This is a genomic window from Thiomicrorhabdus hydrogeniphila (assembly GCF_054656895.1).
On record NZ_BAAHXL010000001.1, the window covers coordinates 1,874,082 to 1,895,033 of the forward strand.

Annotated in this window: 19 protein-coding genes; 7 read left to right on the forward strand and 12 right to left on the reverse strand. The window is 38.7% G+C overall.

From position 1 onward, the window contains the following. Nucleotides 1–49: 49 nt before the first annotated feature. The 3 genes from ACYQ0E_RS08485 to cydD all read right to left on the reverse strand — a co-directional run bounded on the left by ACYQ0E_RS08485 (nucleotide 50) and on the right by cydD (nucleotide 5,257). Nucleotides 50–1,501: a cytochrome ubiquinol oxidase subunit I gene (locus ACYQ0E_RS08485; RefSeq protein ID WP_460187802.1), complete on the reverse strand. Its 1,452-nt coding sequence runs from the start codon at nucleotides 1,499–1,501 to the stop codon at nucleotides 50–52. Between the two features lie 304 nt (nucleotides 1,502–1,805). Then, nucleotides 1,806–3,488: a thiol reductant ABC exporter subunit CydC gene (gene cydC, locus ACYQ0E_RS08490; protein WP_460187803.1), complete on the reverse strand. Its 1,683-nt coding sequence runs from the start codon at nucleotides 3,486–3,488 to the stop codon at nucleotides 1,806–1,808. Beyond that, the gene (cydD, locus tag ACYQ0E_RS08495; protein WP_460187804.1) at nucleotides 3,485–5,257 is read right to left on the reverse strand and encodes a thiol reductant ABC exporter subunit CydD; all 1,773 of its coding nucleotides are present in this window, start codon (nucleotides 5,255–5,257) and stop codon (nucleotides 3,485–3,487) included. Before cydD ends, cydC begins: the two co-directional genes overlap by 4 nt. 546 nt (nucleotides 5,258–5,803) lie before the next feature. Between cydD and ACYQ0E_RS08500 the strand changes: the two genes are divergently transcribed. Beyond that, nucleotides 5,804–7,153, forward strand: coding sequence for a diguanylate cyclase (locus ACYQ0E_RS08500; RefSeq protein WP_460187805.1), 1,350 nt, complete (start codon nucleotides 5,804–5,806; stop codon nucleotides 7,151–7,153). Nucleotides 7,154–7,265: 112 nt separating this feature from the next. Here ACYQ0E_RS08500 and ACYQ0E_RS08505 read toward each other — a convergent pair whose 3' ends face one another. From ACYQ0E_RS08505 to ACYQ0E_RS08515, 3 genes are all read right to left on the reverse strand, one after another. Further along, complete coding sequence (locus tag ACYQ0E_RS08505) at nucleotides 7,266–7,550, reverse strand: type II toxin-antitoxin system RelE/ParE family toxin (RefSeq protein WP_460187806.1); 285 nt, start codon at nucleotides 7,548–7,550, stop codon at nucleotides 7,266–7,268. After that, a complete protein-coding gene (locus ACYQ0E_RS08510; protein ID WP_460187807.1) occupies nucleotides 7,543–7,767 on the reverse strand; it encodes a TA system antitoxin ParD family protein in 225 nt (74 codons plus the stop codon). Before ACYQ0E_RS08510 ends, ACYQ0E_RS08505 begins: the two co-directional genes overlap by 8 nt. A 431-nt stretch (nucleotides 7,768–8,198) precedes the next feature. After that, entirely contained in the window at nucleotides 8,199–9,215 is a 1,017-nt protein-coding gene (locus tag ACYQ0E_RS08515; RefSeq protein ID WP_460186738.1) for an IS110 family RNA-guided transposase, read from the reverse strand. Between the two features lie 289 nt (nucleotides 9,216–9,504). Between ACYQ0E_RS08515 and ACYQ0E_RS08520 the strand changes: the two genes are divergently transcribed. Next, nucleotides 9,505–10,779 carry an IS4 family transposase gene (locus tag ACYQ0E_RS08520; RefSeq protein WP_460188687.1) on the forward strand — a complete coding sequence of 425 codons (1,275 nt, stop codon included), beginning with the start codon at nucleotides 9,505–9,507 and terminating at the stop codon, nucleotides 10,777–10,779. 173 nt (nucleotides 10,780–10,952) lie between these two features. Then, complete coding sequence (locus tag ACYQ0E_RS08525) at nucleotides 10,953–12,227, forward strand: IS4 family transposase (protein ID WP_460188687.1); 1,275 nt, start codon at nucleotides 10,953–10,955, stop codon at nucleotides 12,225–12,227. 82 nt (nucleotides 12,228–12,309) lie between these two features. On the opposite strand, the gene ACYQ0E_RS08530 is transcribed toward ACYQ0E_RS08525, so the two are convergent. Then, nucleotides 12,310–13,152 carry a hypothetical protein gene (locus ACYQ0E_RS08530; RefSeq protein WP_460187808.1) on the reverse strand — a complete coding sequence of 281 codons (843 nt, stop codon included), beginning with the start codon at nucleotides 13,150–13,152 and terminating at the stop codon, nucleotides 12,310–12,312. A 207-nt stretch (nucleotides 13,153–13,359) separates the two neighbouring features. Beyond that, on the reverse strand, nucleotides 13,360–14,385 hold the full coding sequence (gene hrcA / locus ACYQ0E_RS08535; protein WP_460187809.1) for a heat-inducible transcriptional repressor HrcA: 1,026 nt from the start codon (nucleotides 14,383–14,385) through the stop codon (nucleotides 13,360–13,362). A 130-nt stretch (nucleotides 14,386–14,515) separates the two neighbouring features. On the opposite strand from hrcA, the gene ACYQ0E_RS08540 reads away from it, so the two are divergent. Both ACYQ0E_RS08540 and recN read left to right on the forward strand, forming a co-directional pair. Beyond that, nucleotides 14,516–15,391, forward strand: a complete 876-nt coding sequence (locus ACYQ0E_RS08540) for an NAD(+) kinase (RefSeq protein ID WP_460187810.1) — start codon at nucleotides 14,516–14,518, stop codon at nucleotides 15,389–15,391. A 148-nt stretch (nucleotides 15,392–15,539) separates the two neighbouring features. Next, nucleotides 15,540–17,201 (forward strand): DNA repair protein RecN, encoded by a 1,662-nt coding sequence (gene recN, locus ACYQ0E_RS08545; protein WP_460187811.1) that lies wholly within the window; start codon nucleotides 15,540–15,542, stop codon nucleotides 17,199–17,201. A gap of 117 nt (nucleotides 17,202–17,318) precedes the next feature. On the opposite strand, the gene ACYQ0E_RS08550 is transcribed toward recN, so the two are convergent. Both ACYQ0E_RS08550 and fur read right to left on the reverse strand, forming a co-directional pair. Then, nucleotides 17,319–17,705 carry a DUF2237 family protein gene (locus ACYQ0E_RS08550; protein ID WP_460187812.1) on the reverse strand — a complete coding sequence of 129 codons (387 nt, stop codon included), beginning with the start codon at nucleotides 17,703–17,705 and terminating at the stop codon, nucleotides 17,319–17,321. Between the two features lie 137 nt (nucleotides 17,706–17,842). After that, the gene (gene fur, locus ACYQ0E_RS08555) at nucleotides 17,843–18,259 is read right to left on the reverse strand and encodes a ferric iron uptake transcriptional regulator (protein WP_460187813.1); all 417 of its coding nucleotides are present in this window, start codon (nucleotides 18,257–18,259) and stop codon (nucleotides 17,843–17,845) included. 315 nt (nucleotides 18,260–18,574) lie between these two features. On the opposite strand from fur, the gene ACYQ0E_RS08560 reads away from it, so the two are divergent. Next, nucleotides 18,575–19,048, forward strand: a complete 474-nt coding sequence (locus tag ACYQ0E_RS08560; protein WP_460187814.1) for an outer membrane protein assembly factor BamE — start codon at nucleotides 18,575–18,577, stop codon at nucleotides 19,046–19,048. 96 nt (nucleotides 19,049–19,144) lie between these two features. Here ACYQ0E_RS08560 and ACYQ0E_RS08565 read toward each other — a convergent pair whose 3' ends face one another. Continuing rightward, nucleotides 19,145–19,435, reverse strand: a complete 291-nt coding sequence (locus ACYQ0E_RS08565; RefSeq protein ID WP_460187815.1) for an RnfH family protein — start codon at nucleotides 19,433–19,435, stop codon at nucleotides 19,145–19,147. 14 nt (nucleotides 19,436–19,449) lie between these two features. Beyond that, entirely contained in the window at nucleotides 19,450–19,881 is a 432-nt protein-coding gene (locus ACYQ0E_RS08570) for a type II toxin-antitoxin system RatA family toxin (RefSeq protein WP_460187816.1), read from the reverse strand. A 215-nt stretch (nucleotides 19,882–20,096) separates the two neighbouring features. Here ACYQ0E_RS08570 and ACYQ0E_RS08575 point away from each other — a divergent pair, with 215 nt between their 5' ends. After that, a complete protein-coding gene (locus tag ACYQ0E_RS08575; RefSeq protein WP_460187817.1) occupies nucleotides 20,097–20,876 on the forward strand; it encodes a hypothetical protein in 780 nt (259 codons plus the stop codon). The last annotated feature ends 76 nt before the right edge of the window (nucleotides 20,877–20,952 follow it).

A 20,952-nucleotide genomic window follows, 5' to 3' on the forward strand; every position in this document is an offset into this window, starting at 1 on the left:
CTCCGAATGAGACCTTTATACAAATCATAAACAAAGGTCTCCTTATCATTTAAAGAGTAGGTCTTACAAACAAAGGCTTACCTTCTGGCATTTCTTTGTTTGGCATATCACCAAGATGTAATGTTTCAGGCATAACACCGTGAATGACCTCTGCTTCCATATCCGGCCCTTTACGAACGACTTTAACAAAGAAGTACCAAGCCCCAAACCAAACGATGAGATCAAAAAGAACAAAACCAATAAACCAAACAATCTCTGCGGTAATGCTCATTTGGCTCGCCCCCTCGGATGTGCGCATTAAGCCATGAATAATCCAAGGCTGACGCGCGATCTCTCGTGTCCACCAACCTGTCCAAATAGCAATATAGGGCAAAATGGCACTAAAAATAACGGTGCGTAAAAACCAAGGATGATTCTGCAATTTTGTGGCGGAAAACTCGCCACGATAACGTAAGTAAAGTGCCCAAAAAGCCACTAGCATTAAAAACATTCCAGCGGCGACCATAATACGGAAAGCGTAAAATGGCACTAAAACGGGTGGGCGGTCAGCCTTATCAACTTGATCTAACCCCATTACCGTACTGACCCATTCATGGTCTTCAAGCAAACTTAATACATGTGGAATGGCAATCTTAAAATCATTAGTGGCTTTTTCTTCATTTGGCCAAGCCACTAAATTCCAGCTGGTATTTGGTGAACCGTCTTTATTAAGTGTATGCCAATGCCCTTCCATTGCGGCCAAGGCGGCTGGGTCGTGTTTAGCCACTGTTTGCCCAAGCACATCACCCATATAAACTTGCAAAGGCGCAACAATAACTAACGCCATAATAGAAGCCGTGAGTGTGCGTATAAACAGATTAGAATGACGTTTTTTGTAAATCATCCACGCTGAAACACCTGCTACAAAGAATAACCCAACTTCTAAACAAGCAATCAGCATGTGCGGAAAGGCCGTTAAAAAGTTCGGGTTAAAAATGGCCTGAGTCCAGTTATCTACCAAAAATATACCGTTTTCTAGGTGTGTACCTGTTGGTGTTTGCATCCATGAATTGGCATCTAAAATCCACATGGCCGATAACATAGAAGCAAATGCCACATTAAAAGTGGCAAACAAGTGCATTTTCTTACTAATTTTGCCCCAACCAAAAATCATCAAACCAATAAAGCCTGCTTCATACATAAAGGCGGTAATGGTTTCATAACCCAAGATATTGCCAAAAAATGGACCTGCCGCCTGTGAGAAAGGACTAAATAAAATCCCAAAAGACATTTCCATCGTAATGCCTGTGGCGACACCTGCACCAAAATTAATAATAAAGAGTTTTTCAAAAAAGCGCGTCAGTCGATACCATTCGTCACTATCGGTTTTAAGCCAACGCCATTCACTAAAAAATAAAAAAGCGGCTAAACCAATGGTCAGCGGTGGATAAATAATGTGCATTGTGGTGATCCATCCGAAATCAAGTCTCGCAAGGTCAGTCATTAAGGTGGGGTCTGTCACTGTGTTTCTCCATGAGTTTAAAGGAGTAAATATGATGTAAGACCTTTACACGAGTAGACGGCTAGAAAGAGAAAAAGAAGGAGATATTTTTCGCCGCGTTGCGAGAAATTTTAACTTTTTTAATCTCACGACCATGCAGTCGTCTCGAGCAAAGGACTTAATAAGGGGATTCTAATATAATTAAACAAAGCTATGATGGTTTGAAGAGACAAAGTCAATCTATGTTCAGAATCTTTAATCTTTATATAAACTTCAGCAAAACAATTTTTTCTCTCACGACAAAATACCAGTAAATTTTGCCGTGCTAGTCTGGAATAATTTGCCCTTGATTCATAACAAAACTATGATCAGCCAAGGTTAGCAACTGTGGACGATGGGTAATAATAATGGCGGTTCTGCCCTGCAAAAGTCTTGCCAAAGCTTGCGTTACTTGCTGTTCTGTCTCAGCATCCAACCCTTCTGTAGGCTCATCCAAAATAACAATAGGTGCGTCTTTAAGCAAAGCTCTGGCAATACCAATACGCCTAATTTGCCCGCCAGATAAACGCGTTGCCGCTTCGCCTACCTCGGTATCAAACCCTTCTGGCAAAGCCAAAATATCATCAAGAATAGCCGCAGCACGGCACGCTTCTAATAATTGTTCATGGGTTGCATTAGGATTAGCCAAATATAAATTGGCGGCAACGGTGGTATTAAATAGATGAACTTGTTGAGAAACCACCGCACAAAGTTTACGAACCATGTCACCATTCAGGTCATCTAAATTGGTATTGCCAATTGTAATTTTACCGGTATCTGCTTGCCAAAATTTGAGTAGCAATTGGGTCAAACTGGTTTTACCCGAACCGCTTGCCCCACGAATGGCGAGCTTTTGACCTTGTGCCACTTGAAAACTTACATTATGCAAAGCTTCAGACTTATCTTCTACATAAGCAAAGCTGACCGAATCGAATCGTATATCAAATGTTGTAGGTATCGCACAAGGCTCAAGCGGCTCGGTAACGGCTGGTTTGGCGTTAACTAATTGTAAAATACGGCGTGCGGCACTTCGGGTTTCCCCCATTGCACGAAAAGCCACAGGCAGTGCGGCAACCGCTTCAAAACTGGCCATACCAAAAAAGGCCAACATGACCAACTCGGGACCATCAATCTGACCACTCTGCACCAAAGTAATGGCAATCACAATCATGCCCAACCACGTTAACTGGCTAAACAGCCCTGTCAAAGCGGTACTGGTTGAATCAATACGATTTTGCTGTCTTTGGGGTTCTACCAAGGCGCTGTTTTCTGTTTGAATCATTTCGATGCGTTGTTGTGGTTCACCATAAAGCGTGATTTCAGCTAAACCACGTACCGTTTCACTGGTTCTTTGGCGCAAAGCGGCCTTGGCTTCTACCATTTCTTGTCCACTATTCATTCCAAGATACAGCGCGGCTATGGGTAACATAAACCCAACCACCAACAAGCCTATAAGGTTAACCAAGGCAATGGCTGGGTTCCAAAATAACAAAAAGACAACCATTAAAAAGCTGGCCAATAGTGCGGCTAAAGTAGGCGTTAAAATTCGTAAATAAGCATTCTCTAAGGTATCAATATCAGCACGAATACGACTTAATAAATCTCCCCCTTGATAATACTGAAGTCGAGCAGGCGCTAAAGGTTCTAATTGCTCAAAAAACCATTGTCGTAACTCGGCCAGTAATCTAAAAGTCGCTTCATGGGTGACCAAACGCTCTAAATATCTACTCACTGTTCGTAAAATAGCCAAACCACGAATGGCGGCTGCGGGGGTAAAATAATTAATGGCCGTAGCCGTCAAACCACTAATGGCCATCGCCGTAATAAACCAACCCGAAACAGCTAGCAATGCCACATTGGCCAAAATAACGGTAGTGGCCAGTAACACACCCGCCGCCATCCAACCTAAATAGGCACGGCTCATTTTAAAAAGCCAGCGTAGCTCATGCACATCTTTTTGATGATTCATAATCCTGCCCTGCGATACTGATGATAGCGTTTAGCGTAAGCGCCTTGTAAAGCCATTAATGATTCATGGGTGCCTTGCTCGATAATGCCACCCTTATCAAGCACCACGATTTGATCACTTTGCTCAATGGTGGTCAGTCGGTGCGCAATAATGAGCAAGGTTCGACCTACGGACAATTTGGCAATCGCTTGTGTAATAAGTTGTTCACTGTGTGGGTCTAAACTGGCTGAAGGTTCATCAAGAATCACAACGGGAGCATCCTTATAAAAAGCACGCGCCAAAGCAATACGTTGAATCTGCCCTCCTGAAAGACCTTGCCCCCTATCTCCTACTACGGTTTTAAACCCGAGTGGTAAGCGATTAATAAATTCCAAAGCGTATGCCGCTTCTGCAGCTTGGACTAACGCCTCTTCATGCCCTTGCAAGTGAGGTGATAAAGCGATGTTTTCTTCAAGTGTGCCATGAAATAACGTAGGGTCTTGTGGCAACCAGGCTACCTGCTTATTCCAACTGCTAGAGCTGATTTGGGATAGCGGCGTTTTATCAATTAAGATTTCGCCTTGCGATGGGCTTAAAAAGCCTAGCAATAACTGCCCTAAAGTTGATTTGCCTGCTCCGCTATGCCCTATTAAGGCTGTGCGACTGCCAGCAGGCAAGTTAAGATTAAGCCCCCGAATAACCGCATCTCGTTTAGGGTAAGCAAACTTTAGGTTAGTAAAACGAATCTCTGGTGCGTGTTGTAAAGTCAGTTTCACTTGACCATCTTGCTGAGATGGAACAGGTGTATTAAGCAGTTTAATAATGGGTTCAACCGCACCTAAAGCATCCATTCGAGCATGAAATTGCGTGCCCATACTACGCAAAGGCAAATAAAACTCTGGCGCTAATAACAGCACAAAAATACCATTAAGATAGTGAATATCACCATACATCAACCGAAACCCTACATAAACCGCCACCATGGCAATGCTAATAGCCGCCAGAAACTCCAGCACCATTGAAGAAAGAAAAGCAACACGCAATACTTTCATAGTTTGCAGGCGGTAATCCTCCGCTATCTGACCAATAAACCGCGCCTCGGTTTGCGCCGCATTAAAAAGCTTAAGCGTCGTAAGCCCCTCAATCATGTCAAAAAAGTGAGCTCCCATTCGAGTCAGGCTACGCCATTGGCTACGGTTCAATTTTTCTGTTTGGCTACCAATAATAATCATAAAGACAGGTAATAACGGCGCGGTAATGGCTAAAATAAGCCCAGATACCCAATCAAATGGAAAAACAAATACCAAAATGGCCGCAGGAATAATGATAGCCAATTGTTTTTGTGGCAAATACAGACTGAAATACTTTTCAAGTGCTTCAACTCCATCCACCAATTCAGTGGCACGAGCACCAGAGCGTTGTTCTCGGCTCCAAGCAGGCCCTAAGTCATGCATGTGTTTAAACAACTGAGCTCTAAGATAGGTACGTAAACGGGCAGCCGCTTCAAAAGTAAATCGTTGATTACCATAGGTAAGCAAGGCACGCACCCCAAATAACCCCACCATGCCTACTAAATAACCCCAAACCGCCATAATAGATTGATGTTCGATAGCTGTGGCATTAAGCACCTGCGCTAACAGCCAGCACTGTGCAATTAAAAAGAAACCATTAAAACTGCCTAAAATAACAGCAATATTGAGAGGTTTTTTAACCCTTTTTGCTTGATTTTTAAGCCAGCGATCCAACTCAAGAGTTTGCGCTTTATCTTGTAATGGGGTGGGATTAGCCATTGATGAATACATCCTTGCTATAAAAATTTTGATGAACTTAGAGAGCTTTGTACAAGAACTTAAACGAGTAAAAATGACTAAAAAGAGATTCAACCAAGATAACAAAAACAGAATTAATATCTTGCTACTTATACCTGTGTTATTTATATTCTCGCTATTAAGGTTTTTTGGCTAAAGGTTTAAAACTTAAGCTTTACATCTATGCCCGCTTCTTCTGCAAAGGCTTTAATATAGTCATTAGTATAATCATTTTTTTAACCATATCATTTTGGGAATATGACAAAATCATGGCGTTTTAATAGAGACCTTTTCAAAGAAAAGCCTACTTTGCGACTTTTAAAATCATCATTTTAAGATTTACCAGGCCTGGTAAAAACCAAATATCTATATTGTCTGTTGGGCTAAAAAAGCAGTCAACATAACCAAATCCGCAATATTTTCAGTCATTTGGCCTTTGTTACACAAGCTTCTACGTAATATCATCCTTGTTGAGACACGCATTTAGCCTTAAAATAACAGGCTTTTTACAAAGCCATTTCTCATTCTATGAATATACTCATTGTCGACCCATCTAACAGTTATCGTAATATTATCAAGCTCACCCTTAGTAATGAAGATACAAAAATCGCCGAGGCCTGTACTGGTAGCGATGGCTTAACCTATTTAAAAAAACACAAACCATCGGCCATATGCGTAGCCCATGAACTGGGAGACATGGATAGTTTTAAGTTTTTAAATGAATTAAAGTCCAACTTAAACTTAAACAACACACCTAAATTTTTGCTCACTTCAAATAATTCGCCCAACTTTAAACGCCAAGCCTACAATGCCGGCTTTACCGAAGTGTTTATTAAATCTGATTTTCCAACCCTAAAACGTGCTCTGCATAGTTTAATGCTGTATGCCACACTAAATATATCCGCTCATGTTCTCTATGTAGAAGACACCCAAAGCACCGCCGACTTTACTAGCCACATTATGCAATCAGCCGGCTGGAAAGTAACGCACGTTAAAAGTGGTGAAGAAGCCGCCAAACTGTTAGATAACACACAAAAATCGTTTGATATCGTAGTCACAGACTTGGTTTTAGAAGGCGAAGTGAGTGGTATTGGTCTTATTAACCTAATTCGTCAAGGCAATGAACGCATTCGCGACATCCCTATTTTGGCCGTATCTGGATGGAATGACCTATTACGCCAAGTGTATGTTCTTAAACACGGTGCAGGCGACTTTATTGCCAAACCCTTTAATGAAACCGACTTTTTAGCACGAGCCATCAACCTAATTATGGGCAAACGAGCTCGTGATGAACTCATAGAAGAACAAGCCGCACTTTACCAAAAAGTAAATATAGACTCGCTAACCGGCATTAATAACCGCCATTTTTTAGATGAGTATGGCGAAAAACTCGTCAAATCAGCAATCTCTCAAAACGAAGCGATTGCCTTAATGTTATTAGATATTGACCAGTTCAAAGAAATAAACGACATAAAGGGACACACTGCAGGCGACACCATACTTAAAACCGTTGCTTCAATTCTAAAAAATAATGGCCATGCAAACGACATTATTGCCCGCTATGGCGGTGATGAGTTTGTCATGATTATTAAAGACCAAAATCAACAAAAAGTCCTACAACGAGCAGAAACCATACGCCAACAAGTCGCAGAAGCTCAACCGCTAGGTCTCACGACTACTTGCTCTATTGGGCTAGCTTGTCATGATAAAAAAGTGGCTTTACAACTGGTGGAGCTACTTGAAAACATCAATCAAAACCCAGAAGAGATAGAGCTAAACTACCAAACCCTATTTAAAGCCGCAGACCACTCTCTATACGCCGCAAAAAAGGCGGGACGTAATCAAGTTTGTATCAATAACCTACTAAAACCAGTTTAACAATAAGAGTTAAAAACAATTTACCAGGCCTTTATAACCCCTTTCGGGGTGTGGTAAGTTTTACTTGATTTGTGTGTATGAATAAGCAAGAAAAATTATTTTTCAAAACTATTTAGGATTGCTTTACATCACGGTAAACGTTTTCTTGACTTCCAAGTGCCAATAATTCCAAAACGAGACGTTCTTGCTCATAGGCATAACCAAGCAAAGTTAACTGGCCAACCATCTTAAATTTATAAACTCTCAAAAAACGCAAATCACCCTTTTTCTGCTCACCTGCTTCTGGGTTTAGCAACAAATGACGAATCGCCTCTTTGACTTCAGACTGCTGGTTAGCGTGCAGTTTTTTAAAAGCCTTTTTAAAACAGGGCGTTTGTAACAACTGCAACTCAGTCATCTAAATCAAAAGGCTCTAACTTGCCTGCTTCACGCTCGGCTTGAGCCAATAAAGCCTGTTGCACAAAAGAAAAAGGCAGGTCTGGATTATCTTCCATAATCTCGCCAATTTTAGCCCAATATTCAATTTGTTTAGGAGCGGTACGGTGATGAGCCTTACCCCAAATATTCGCCTTTTCAACCAATGATTGGTCTAAGCGTACGCTTGCCGTTGCCATACTACTCTCCTTTAAGTTTTAAATACCCAAAGTGTAGTAACTTGCATCAATAAAAGCAACTCGCTACAACTGTACGCAAAAAAACAATTTTATCGATAGGGTCATATATGGACACGCCCTAGATTTCAAGCAATAAAATTCCATTAATGCATTTTTCAGCATTTTAAATTCACTAGTTACCTTTTTGCGCAGCTTCGCCGGCTAGGGTTAAAAGCGAGTTAAGCGGTCGTATATTCGGCTCTTAAGTGTCGGGCTTAAGGCACCCGGCTAGCCATCATGTTATCCGCACCTTGGCTCCTCATCAGACTCACGAGACCTATGTCTCAGACCCCAAATTCAGGCCTTGCCAAGGTGGGATTAACCCGTTTTACCATGAGCTTTGCTTTTCAAGGTAAGTTGTTAAAGTGAAGTAGTCTAGTAACAGAGTTTAACTACATCACTTGGTACTCTTTATTGTGTGCCATTAATGACCACATAATTCTTGCTGTCTTATTCGCTAGGGCAACCGCGGCTACTTGAATACATTTGGCTTGCCGTAACTTTTTGGCCCAAGTGACTTGGTTATCATTGCCTTTACTTCGAGCAATCGCAGTTAATGCGCCTTGAACTAACAGCCGCCTTAAATAACCATCACCTCGTTTGCTTATACTAAGCAAGACATTTTTGCCCCCTGTGGAGTTTTGTTTTGGAACGAGACCTAGCCATGCAGAAAATTGGCGACCGTTTTTAAACTCCAGAGGATCACCGACAGAAGCCGCAATGGCTGAAGCCGTTAAAAAGCCCACCCCAGGCAGTTTTTGTAATTTAGATGCCACCGGATCTTGCTGTGCTAAACGTTCAATTTTTGCACTTTGTTCACTAAGACGTTGATCCGCTTGTTTTAACTCCTGATAAAGCAGATAAAACTGCTCCCTTGCTAAAGGAGATAAACCATTTTCAGGATCTTCCAAGGTAAAAGGCAGTTCGGCCATCAAACTTTTAGCACCACCTTTAATCACAATGCCGAATTCGGCCAATAACCCTCGAATTTGGTTGATGAGTGCGGTTTTCTGATTGACCATACGTTCACGAACGCGATGGAGCATCAGAACATCTTGCTGTTCGGTGGATTTTGGTGAGACATAACGCATAGTGGGTTGGTTTGCGGCCACGATAATGGCAGTCGCGTCATTAAAGTCATTCTTATTGGACATCACAAACGGTTTTACAAAGGCAGGGTTAATGAGCTTTACCTCGTGGCCTGCCTGTTGAATGGTCCGAGCCCAATAATGACTGGTGCCACAGGCTTCAAGAACAAATGTTGTTATCTCATGAGTTTGGATGAGTTCTTTAAATTTTGACCGATTCAATTGCTTACGCTGAATCGGTTTACCTTGTTGATTAGCAAAGACTAAATGAAAGGTATGTTTTGCAATATCAACACCAATAGTAGTAATATCTTTAGTCATGGGCACGCTCCTTTGTTTGAGATTACACCTTTATCATACTGGCTCAATGCATTCGTAAAGCCGTTTTGTATGATGGGCGTGTCCATACCATCAGACTCGATTGATTTATACTTTGTCATTCTTAAACCTCTTTAATTTTCGATTAAAAGGGTAGCGTCCCAATGCCATTAAGTTAAGCTGTAACGCATTGATTATGTTAAGATAAAGCTTACATTTTGGTTATAGAAAAGGAATTAACAAATGTCATCTTTAAACTTCATTTAAAAACACTTATACCCTTATTAATAATATTTTATCTAGACCTTCTTTCATAAAACAACACCGTCTATCCAAAACTGCTTTCACTCGAAATCGCAGCTTAGATTTTTCCAGTTTAGTTCTTTTTCTACTCAATTTTAGAAAACAAACAGGGCAAACAGAACTCAATCAGTTCTTTGAACATGTTCAGTCTAGTTCTTCTCGCCGATTACCTTCGCAGTCTGCTTTAACTCAGGCAAGAAGTCAGTTATGCTCATTGACCTTCAAAACGTTAAACAACCACTTGGTCAATCATGTTTATGCTGAATCTAAACGTTTAAAGCATTGGAAAGGGTTTCGATTAGCAGCCATTGATGGCTCTATGATGCGACTACCCAAATCAAAAAATATAGTCGATAATTTTGGCGTACATAAAGGACAGAATTCAACCGAGGGCTGCCCTATGGCACTTTGTTCTGTATTTTATGATGTTTTAAACCGCGTAGTGATCGATTCAACCATTGAATCGATTCATACATCAGAGAGAACTTGCGCAATTGAACACCTTCATTACTCAACCAACAAAGATTTAGTGTTATATGACCGAGGCTATGGTGGCTTCCCTATTTATGCTTATCATCAACAATGCAATAGAAAGTTTTGTGCAAGAGTAAAGGTAAACCAACTCAAGATCGCTCAAGCTTTTGTAAAGAGCGGTGCTAAACAACAAGTGGTCACGCTTAAGCCCTCAAAATACTCTGCCAATCAATGTCAACAAAATGAATTGGATGCTGCCCCTATTACACTGCGTTTAATTCGGGTAGACCTAGACTCAGAGGTTGAGGTATTAATCACCAATTTAATGGATGAAAGACATTATCCAACGAGTTGCTTTAAACATCTTTATTTTTTACGTTGGGGCATTGAAGAAAACTATAAGCGATTAAAACAATGGCTAGAAATTACCAACTTTTCAGGCAAGACTGCGTTGTCAATCAGACAGGATTTTTTTGCCAAAATCTTAGCAGCTAATCTAACAGAAATACACAGCTGGGTAGCACAGAAAAAAGTGAACCGAAAAGATAAAAAACGCAAACTCAAATATCGAGTTAATTTTGCACAGACGGTTTCTAAAATGAAACACTCACTAGTCAGGTTTATTTTTTTGGCTCACGGACCAACTCGTAAATTAGATAAAGAACTTCGAAGGCTAATTAATAAGATAGCATTATCAGTAACGGCCATTAGAAAAGGTCGAAAATTCAATAGGACTTTGAGAAGTAAAGAGAAATTAGAACTGCCAATTGAGTATAAATCATGCCTATAAAACAACGACTTACAGCTTAACTTAATGGCATTGGGTAGCGTCCCAATGCCATTAAGTTAAGCTGTAACGCATTGATTATGTTAAGATAAAGCTTACATTTTGGTTATAGAAAAGGAATTAACAAATGTCATCTTTAAACTTCATTTAAAAACACTTATACCCTTATTAATAATATTTTATCTAGACCTTCTTTCATAAAACAACACCGTCTATCCAAAACTGCTTTCACTCGAAATCGCAGCTTAGATTTTTCCAGTTTAGTTCTTTTTCTACTCAATTTTAGAAAACAAACAGGGCAAACAGAACTCAATCAGTTCTTTGAACATGTTCAGTCTAGTTCTTCTCGCCGATTACCTTCGCAGTCTGCTTTAACTCAGGCAAGAAGTCAGTTATGCTCATTGACCTTCAAAACGTTAAACAACCACTTGGTCAATCATGTTTATGCTGAATCTAAACGTTTAAAGCATTGGAAAGGGTTTCGATTAGCAGCCATTGATGGCTCTATGATGCGACTACCCAAATCAAAAAATATAGTCGATAATTTTGGCGTACATAAAGGACAGAATTCAACCGAGGGCTGCCCTATGGCACTTTGTTCTGTATTTTATGATGTTTTAAACCGCGTAGTGATCGATTCAACCATTGAATCGATTCATACATCAGAGAGAACTTGCGCAATTGAACACCTTCATTACTCAACCAACAAAGATTTAGTGTTATATGACCGAGGCTATGGTGGCTTCCCTATTTATGCTTATCATCAACAATGCAATAGAAAGTTTTGTGCAAGAGTAAAGGTAAACCAACTCAAGATCGCTCAAGCTTTTGTAAAGAGCGGTGCTAAACAACAAGTGGTCACGCTTAAGCCCTCAAAATACTCTGCCAATCAATGTCAACAAAATGAATTGGATGCTGCCCCTATTACACTGCGTTTAATTCGGGTAGACCTAGACTCAGAGGTTGAGGTATTAATCACCAATTTAATGGATGAAAGACATTATCCAACGAGTTGCTTTAAACATCTTTATTTTTTACGTTGGGGCATTGAAGAAAACTATAAGCGATTAAAACAATGGCTAGAAATTACCAACTTTTCAGGCAAGACTGCGTTGTCAATCAGACAGGATTTTTTTGCCAAAATCTTAGCAGCTAATCTAACAGAAATACACAGCTGGGTAGCACAGAAAAAAGTGAACCGAAAAGATAAAAAACGCAAACTCAAATATCGAGTTAATTTTGCACAGACGGTTTCTAAAATGAAACACTCACTAGTCAGGTTTATTTTTTTGGCTCACGGACCAACTCGTAAATTAGATAAAGAACTTCGAAGGCTAATTAATAAGATAGCATTATCAGTAACGGCCATTAGAAAAGGTCGAAAATTCAATAGGACTTTGAGAAGTAAAGAGAAATTAGAACTGCCAATTGAGTATAAATCATGCCTATAAAACAACGACTTACAGCTTAACTTAATGGCATTGGGTAGCGTCCCCTTTTTTAGAGATATTTTTTCTATGCTTGAATCCATTATTACCTTCTCCCTTGATAATGCTCTAAATAAGCTTTTTTATTTATGCTTAAAGTGTGATTTGGCACACTTCGAATACGTTTGAACACAAAAACATTTCTCTCATACCAAGAACGTTCATCACCACATATTGGGTGAGGATAAAAATATATATTTCCCTGAGAAATATCTGGAAATAATTTATAAAAGAAATGCATAATTCGTTGGTTATAGGCAATCACTTCTTGAGTGTGGTTATCGGTAATAGTGACTTTATCTGAATAAAGGTACTTACTTGAAAGTTCGCCTAAATTGACTGGCTGAAAATTCACGGTGTAATTCATTTGTGGCATGGTTTCTTTTGAAGTATAAATAACAGCGTTATCAACTACTTTTTGAACATAGTTATTTAGCAAATCTTTTTTCTCTGCTAGAACAGCCCTATTTTCTTTAATCAACGACTCTTTTAAGGTTTTGTTTTCTGTACTGGTTATTTTCTTGAGGTATGCTTTATTCATTTCAGCGAGTTCCGCATTGCGACTTAATGCCTCTGCATTTATGGCTTTATATATATAAACTTTGCCTTCATCCCCATTTAAAGCCATGGCTTTTAAATGTTTGCCATCGAGATAATTCATAATCATTAACTTGCGGTCTTCTTCATTAAAACCAGGATACACATTATCTTCCCAGTAAATACTCTCTGGGTACTCCACGGTTTTTTTAATGAATGTTTTTGGGTTGGGGTCTTGAGAACAGTGATAGTAACCAAGGATATTGGTCATAATAATGTCTTCAGTCAGATACCCGACCACAAACACCACGGCAAAAATACCACCCCACTTTAAAAACGGATCTTTAAACATAATGAACCCTTTGCAAAACAGGGCTGAATTTTAAACCCCGCAAAAGCATTTGAGCAAACAGGGATAAATAATTTTGAATAACAGAAATAGACATAGTTTTACGGCACTCGTTTGTGATGAATATCATCTTAAACGATTACCGTAAAAAGGGAAATAAATTAAGTTTAATTACTTATTAAATGAAGTTTAAAGAGAGAAGTAGTGAAATTACTTTTTAAGAAGTGAACCTAATATTTTTGCGGTCATATCAACTCTAGGTACGACTCTTTGGTAGTTCATTCGGCTTGGGCCTACTACACCTAGCACGCCTAGAATTTCGCCTTCTACTTCATAGGGTGTGGTGATAATACTGCAGTCTTGGTATATTTCGTTACCGCATTCGTGGCCTACAAACACTTGTACGCCTTGAGCTTGCATGCTTTTATCTAACAATGAAACCATTTCATTATGTTGTTCAAACGAGTTAAAGAGTGCTTTTAACTTTTCTGAACTGGCGAGCTCTTGGTAGTTTAATAAATTGGTTTTACCTGAGACTAAAAACGGCATTTTTTGTGCCAACTGACTTTCTAAAACAAAGTCGGTGGCTTGCACAATCGAGCTCATAAAGTCATTGGTGGTAGAACGAATCGTATCCATTCTAGACATTAAAAATTGTTTGGCTTCGGCTAGGTTTTTGCCTAAACAGTGTTCATTTAAATAGTTTGCGGTTTGCTGAAGTTCATCACTACTCACGGGCTTTTCTAGTTCAATAATGCGGTTTTGTACATCATTATCGTTAAACACCAATACCACTAACACACGATTTGCACCGAGTTGAATAAAGTCTATGTGTTTAAGAATCTCTTGCTGTTTATTTGGCATTAACACCAAGCTAGTCATCCCTGTAATGCCAGACAAGACTTTTGAGGCACTTTCAAGTAAGGCATCTTGATTTAACCCCACCGATAACTCATTACGAATAGAGGCTTGTTTTTGTTGCGAAAGTGGCTCATAGGTAAGTATAGAATCGAGAAAAAATCGGTAACCATTATCAGTAGGCACGCGCCCAGCTGAGGTATGTGGTGCGTGAATTAGGCCCATTTTTTCTAGGTCTGCCATTACATTACGAACCGTTGCTGAACTCAAGCCAATATCGGGTAATTTAGCAAGCGTAGTTGACCCTACCGGCTTACCGTCGTTAAGGTATAATCCCATGAGGTTTTTAAATAATAATTGTGAACGGTCGTTTAGCATTACAAGGCTCTTTAGGGTAGACTGCTAAATTATATGAACAACACGCAGTTATTCAAGTTTTTAAAGTAATATTTAGAGATTATTTAATTACATCTTAAGCCTTGCTGAGATGACATACGAGTTAAAAAATATGTTTCAATCAATCGGAATATTTGGTAAATACAAAGGCAATCAATGTTGGAAACACATTCAAACCCTTATTGATTTTTTAGAATCAAAATCATGCACGGTTTATTTAGATAAACCTTCTTGCAAAAAGTTTCCTAAACATGATTCTGTGCAGATGTTAGAACGCGAAGAATTAAAAAGTAAAATTGACCTAGCCATTATGGTGGGTGGTGATGGTACTTTTTTAGATGTAGCGCGTTGTATTACAGATAATGATGTGCCTATTTTAGGTATTAACTTGGGTCGTTTAGGTTTTTTAACGGATATTTCCCCAGACAATATGATTGAAACCATGCAAGAGGTACTTGAAGGGGTTTATCAAGAAGAGCTACGCAATGTTTTGCAAGTCAGCGTTTATGAAGAAGATAAATTGGTGTTTCAAGAACGTGCCATTAATGATGTCGTGATTCATAAAACCGACTCACCACGCATGATTGAATTTGAAACATTTGTGGATGGTCGTTTTTTAAATAGCCAACGTTCTGACGGTATGATTATCTCTACCCCAACAGGTTCTACCGCTTATGCGTTGTCGGCTGGTGGGCCTATTTTAGACCCAGGAGTTGATGCCATAACTTTAGTTTCTATTAACCCACACACCATGAGCACACGCCCTTATGTGATTAATAGCAGTAGCACAGTGGAATTGCGTGCGCATGAAAACTGTGAAAATAACTCGCAAATTATTTGTGATGGTCAAATTACTCATGAGATTTCACCAAAACACCGAACCGTTATTAAACGTAACGAACACTACCTACGTTTGCTACACCCCAAAAGCCATGACCACTTTGAGCTATTAAGAGCCAAATTGCACTGGGGTAATAAGCTTTCATAGGTTTTTTTACTTTTTATGACGTTTTTTATTCGTTTTAAAATACTGGGCATGTTAACCAACATACAATTCAATCTCGCAAATTACCAGGCCTGGTAAAATTGATTTTTACCAGGCCTGGTAAATTTATTAATATGAAATAAAAGCCATTATGCTGCAAGAACTCTCTATTCAAAATTTAGCTTTAATTGAAAAACTTCAACTGCAATTTAACACAGGTTTTACTACGTTAACGGGTGAAACAGGTGCGGGTAAATCTATTTTATTAGACGCGTTAGGATTAGCCTTAGGCGAACGTGCTGATAGTTCTTTGGTTCGTCACAACACATCTAAAGCGGATGTAACCGCCCTATTTGAAATTGAAAAATTACCCCACATACAAAACTGGCTACAAGAGCAAGAGTTAGACGATGATATGGCGTGTTATTTACGCAGAACCGTTACTTCTGAAGGTCGCTCAAAAGCGTATATTAATGGTTACCCTGTGGCGGCTAATCAGCTTAAAACCTTAGGCAGTTTTTTAATTGATATTCATGGTCAACATGAACATCAAACTCTGCTTTCAAGTCACAAGCAATTAGAGTTGCTTGATGCTTATGCCAATCACCCTAAAAATCTTAGCCAAACACAGCAAGCCTTTAAAGCTTGGCAAGATTTAAAACGTCAACTAAAACAAATTGAAGAAGAGCAAGCCGACTACCAAAGCAAGTTGGAGTTATTGAGTTTTCAAAAAAATGAGTTTGATGAAATTAACCCACAAGCCAATGAATTTGAAACCTTGTCTGAAGAACAAAGCCAACTCTCTCACGCTAACGAAATTAAATCTGCGTGCGAAAAAGCGTATACCGTTATTGAAGATGAACAAGGTGCAGTGGATTCTTTAAACCAAGCGATTCACGCTTTAGAATCTATTATTGAATTTAGCCCAGGTTTAGAAAACTTAATAACTCAACTAAACAGCAGTGTCATTGAGGTGCAAGAAGCGGCAACTGAAATTCAGCACCACGCTGAAAATATTGATTTAGATCCGCTACAACTGCAAAACGTAGAAGACCGTTTGTCTGCCCTATTTGGTTTAGCCAAAAAATACAATATTGAAGCCGAACAACTGGTTGAAAAACACCAGCAAATTCAAGAAGACTTAGAACGACTAGAACAATCAGATTCATCGTTAGAAGCTTTAAAATTGGCACTTGACCAGGCCTGGAAAAATTATCAAGAGCAAGCGAATATTCTTAAAAAATCACGCCTAAAAGCCGCCAAAAACCTAAGCAATATTGTGACTGAAGGTATGCAAACCTTGGGCATGCCTAATGGATTATTTGAAGTGGCCTTAAGTGATGCCGAGCAACCCAATGCCAATGGTACCGATAAAGTTATTTTTAATGTAACCGCAAACAAAGGCCAGCCATTACAACCGCTAGCCAAGGTAGCATCGGGTGGTGAGTTATCTCGTATTAGTTTGGCTATTCAGGTAGCAACCTCTGAAATAGCGCAACTGCCTACGCTTATTTTTGATGAGGTTGATGTAGGTATTGGCGGCGGCATTGCCGAAGTGGTTGGCCAAAAAATGCAACAGCTGGGTAAAAACAAACAAATATTTTCTATTACCCATTTAGCGCAAGTGGCATCGCATGGTCATACGCATTTGCATATACAAAAACAGACTAAAGATGAAGCAACCTTTACCCAAGTAAATGCTTTAGCAGAAGATGATCGCATTCAAGAATTGGCGCGAATGATTGGTGGCTTAAAAGTGACTGAACAAACGATTGCACACGCCAAAGAAATGTTGCAAACGGCACATCCATAAAAACCACATTTATCAATACACTCAATCTTTTGACTGTATTGATATTTAAAAACGGAATGGATAATCCAAACAAGTCCTTATTGTTTTAAACCTTTGTTTTAAAGCTGATTATAGAGCTTAGTCTGCCGCGAATTGTTGCAAAACCTCTAAAGGCACAAGTTCTAATAAAATATGGTGACAACTCTCCAGTTTCAGTTTTGGTGCCATACCTTGGTTATAAGCTTGAATCCATCTATCGGCACACAAACACCAAGCATCGCCTGGTTTTAAACCCACAAAACCATATTCTGGTATAGAGGTACTTAAATCATTACCTTGCTCTTTACTAAACGCTAAAAACTCTGCCGTCATTACAACGCAAACACCATGCACGCCATAATCGTCCTCGCCAAAATGACAAAACCCATCACGGTAATACCCAGTTGCAGGTTCTAAACAGCATATTTTCATAGGTTTACCAAACACATTACGGGTTTGGCTGACTACATTTGCAGTTTTTTTCATTTTATTTCTCACACAATGACTTTGTTTAACGCAGATACCTTAATAATAAACCTCAATGTAAATAAGCCAAAGATTTTTAAAGTAAAAAAAAGAGCCGTTAGGCTCTCTTTTAACAAATCACAAAATATTAAAACGTTCTATTTTAATAATTCAGGAGGCAAGGTACCGTAAATAACCAAACTATGGCCCGATAATTCGTAACCATTTTCTTTAGCGATTTCTTGAATTCGTTTTTCAATAATAGGGTCAACAAATTCTTTTACTTTTCCACTTTTTAAACAGACTAAATGGTCGTGATTATCACCTGTATCTAGTTCAAAAATTGAGATATTATTTTCAAAATTTAAACGTCTTACAATACCTGCTTGTTCAAACTGAGTAAGCACTCGGTAAACGGTGGCTAAACCAACTTCTTCACCTTGTTCTAAAAGAATTTTATAAACATCTTCAGCCGTTAAATGATGCTGATCACCTGAAGTTTCTAATATTTCTAAAATTTTTAATCTTGGTAAAGTCACTTTTAAACCGACTTTTTTAAGTTCTGCTCCGCTCATTTAAGCTGCCCTCTTACTTTTTTATTTTGTTATTTGGGGGTTGCTAAAACATTAACAAACCAATTAAGTTTAAATAACTTTCCGTTAACTTTGTAAACTCAATGACCCAATAATTATCTACTTAACTCTGAGAGAATGCACTGCCCTCAAGGAATTACAGGTTTTGATATATTGCTTGCCATAACAACTGCAATAAAAAGCATAATATCTCTCATATTTTGGCCACTATTTTTTTTTGATATGACTAAAGGTGCATACTGAGAATAGTGTGTATAATACCCTAAATTATCCGTAACTAAAATTTAAATAGAAATAATGATTTTACAGAAAAATGCCTTTTTAATCCCAATAAAAGGCATTCTTCATTCTGAGGAAAGCATGTCTAAAACAAATAATTCTTTTACTTTACTGGCTCGTTCACGTTCGCTTTTTTTAATTGGGCTATTCAGCATAGGTTTATTATCAGGTTGTTCTTATTTAGAGCCTTATAAAGCGCCATTAACGCAAGGTAATGTCATGACTAAAGAGTCATTATCACTGCTTCAAGAAGGGTTAACTCAATCTCAAGTTAGAGAGTTATTAGGGCCTCCAATGGGTCAAAATCCTTTTAACCCAGAGCATTGGGAATATATTTATTACAGTTCTGAAACCAACTCGCAAACTAAGAATAAACGTTCGCATGTGGTATTAACATTTGATAAAGATAAATTACTTAGCTCTTGGAAAGAAGAAAAAGAAGCCATTGACATTAATAAAGATGATTCATGGTTAGGTTTAGGTTGGTTTTAAACCATCTTAACGTCAACTTCTCCAAAAATAAAAAAAGGCCTGGTAAATTAAACTTACCAGGCCTTCTTATTTATGGTTTCTACGCTATTTTTATCTTTATTTAGCCGCTTTACGCTCTTCTTCTACTTTTTGACGACGTCTATCTCTTGGATCTACTTTTAGTGGACGGTACACTTCAATTCTATCGCCTTCTCGCAAAACGGTTTCTAAGCTAACTAATTTACTAAATATACCCACTTTATCAATTACCAGGCCTGGTAATTCTTTTAATAGTTTAGACTGCTGCAAGGCTTGTTCAACCGTGGTGCCTTTTTCAACTTGTTCTGCAAATAAGTATTGAATATCTTCTAATGCATAAGCGACTTCTATTTGAATCATATCACTCATTGATTACTCTCTTTTTATCCGTATATCTGTTTTGCACGTTCACAAAAAGAATCTACCATCGTGCTAGCTATGTGTTCAAAAATTGGCCCTATTGCCATATTTAATAATCCATTACTCACTTCAAATTCAACTTCAAATATGATTTTACACGCATCTTCATCCAGTGCTTTAAACTCCCATTCACCACGCAACGATTTAAACGGCCCATCTAATAAGTGCATTTCAATACGTTCACCTGGCACGAGATGATTTTGCGTTTTAAATGTTTGTTTAATTCCTGCTTTAGCAATAGTAACACTCGCTTGCATCTCATAATCCGTACAATTTAAAACATCTGCCCCACCACACCACGGCAAGAATTCTGGGTACGATTTTACATCATTAACCAGTGCATAAACTTGTTGGGCGGAATAAGGCAATAATGCCGTTCTAGCAATTTTCTTCATGTTAAATTAGGTTCGTTTTATGTCTTTTATTAAAAATTATTAGCTGTAAGCTAATCAATATGGCATTTTACCAGGCCTGGTATACCCTGTGGTCAAGAATCACATTCTTTAATCAACCCAGTGTTAAAATAAATAAAACCGTATGGTATATTTTAAATATGCTCACTCACTTAGCTAAAAATCTATTTTAAGCAAGTTCATTACTGGAGATTGTTGTGACCGCAATAATAAATACTCAAGCTCAAGCATGTAATCACCCACCAAGCCGTATTCAAAAGATTAGCCAAACCCTAATAACACCCTTATTCATTTTAGGCTTTATTAGTTATGCCGTTCCCAGCTTAGCGGGTAATGATAAAATCATAGAAAATCCATCTACACCGCTTTCTGATACTTGGATCGTAACTTACGAAGCAGATGATTTTACAGACGCCGTTAAAAAAGCACGCGTATTATACATACCAAAACAGTTTGGCCCACAAGCTGCATTTACCATGCAGTGCAAACCTTTTTTTACCAACTTTAGTATGGAATATATTGATCAACAAAAAAACTTGGCTGAAAACGGCAAGCTAAGCAATGCTTCATCCTCATTTGCCAAACTGGGTTACGTCTATGACGATAAACAAAAAATGACCGTAAAAGTGGGCGATAACTCAGAAACTTACCATCCTTCCGTTGGCGGGCAAACCAATCATACAACCGGTCTTTTTAAAACCCAAAACACCTTACAACCAGGTGAAATGGGAATGACTTGGTTCTATTCTTTTACCTTTAAAGAAATGCCTAGCTTTAGAGCAAGCGACACACCAGATGATGCAAAAGACTTTTTTAAGCAATTAAATAACGCCATTAAACAACAACAAAACATGAACTTTACTTTAGAAGCCGATAATGACCACATTAGAACATTTACGCTAGACACCAAACGAATGACCGATTTTGTGCCAGAAGAAGTCATGGATTTTTGTCTTACCAAACGTCAACTCAAATAAGCATCGCTACACAATCCAAAAGGCCTGCTATAATACCGAACAACTTATACACAAGTTGATAAATAAAGGTTTCACT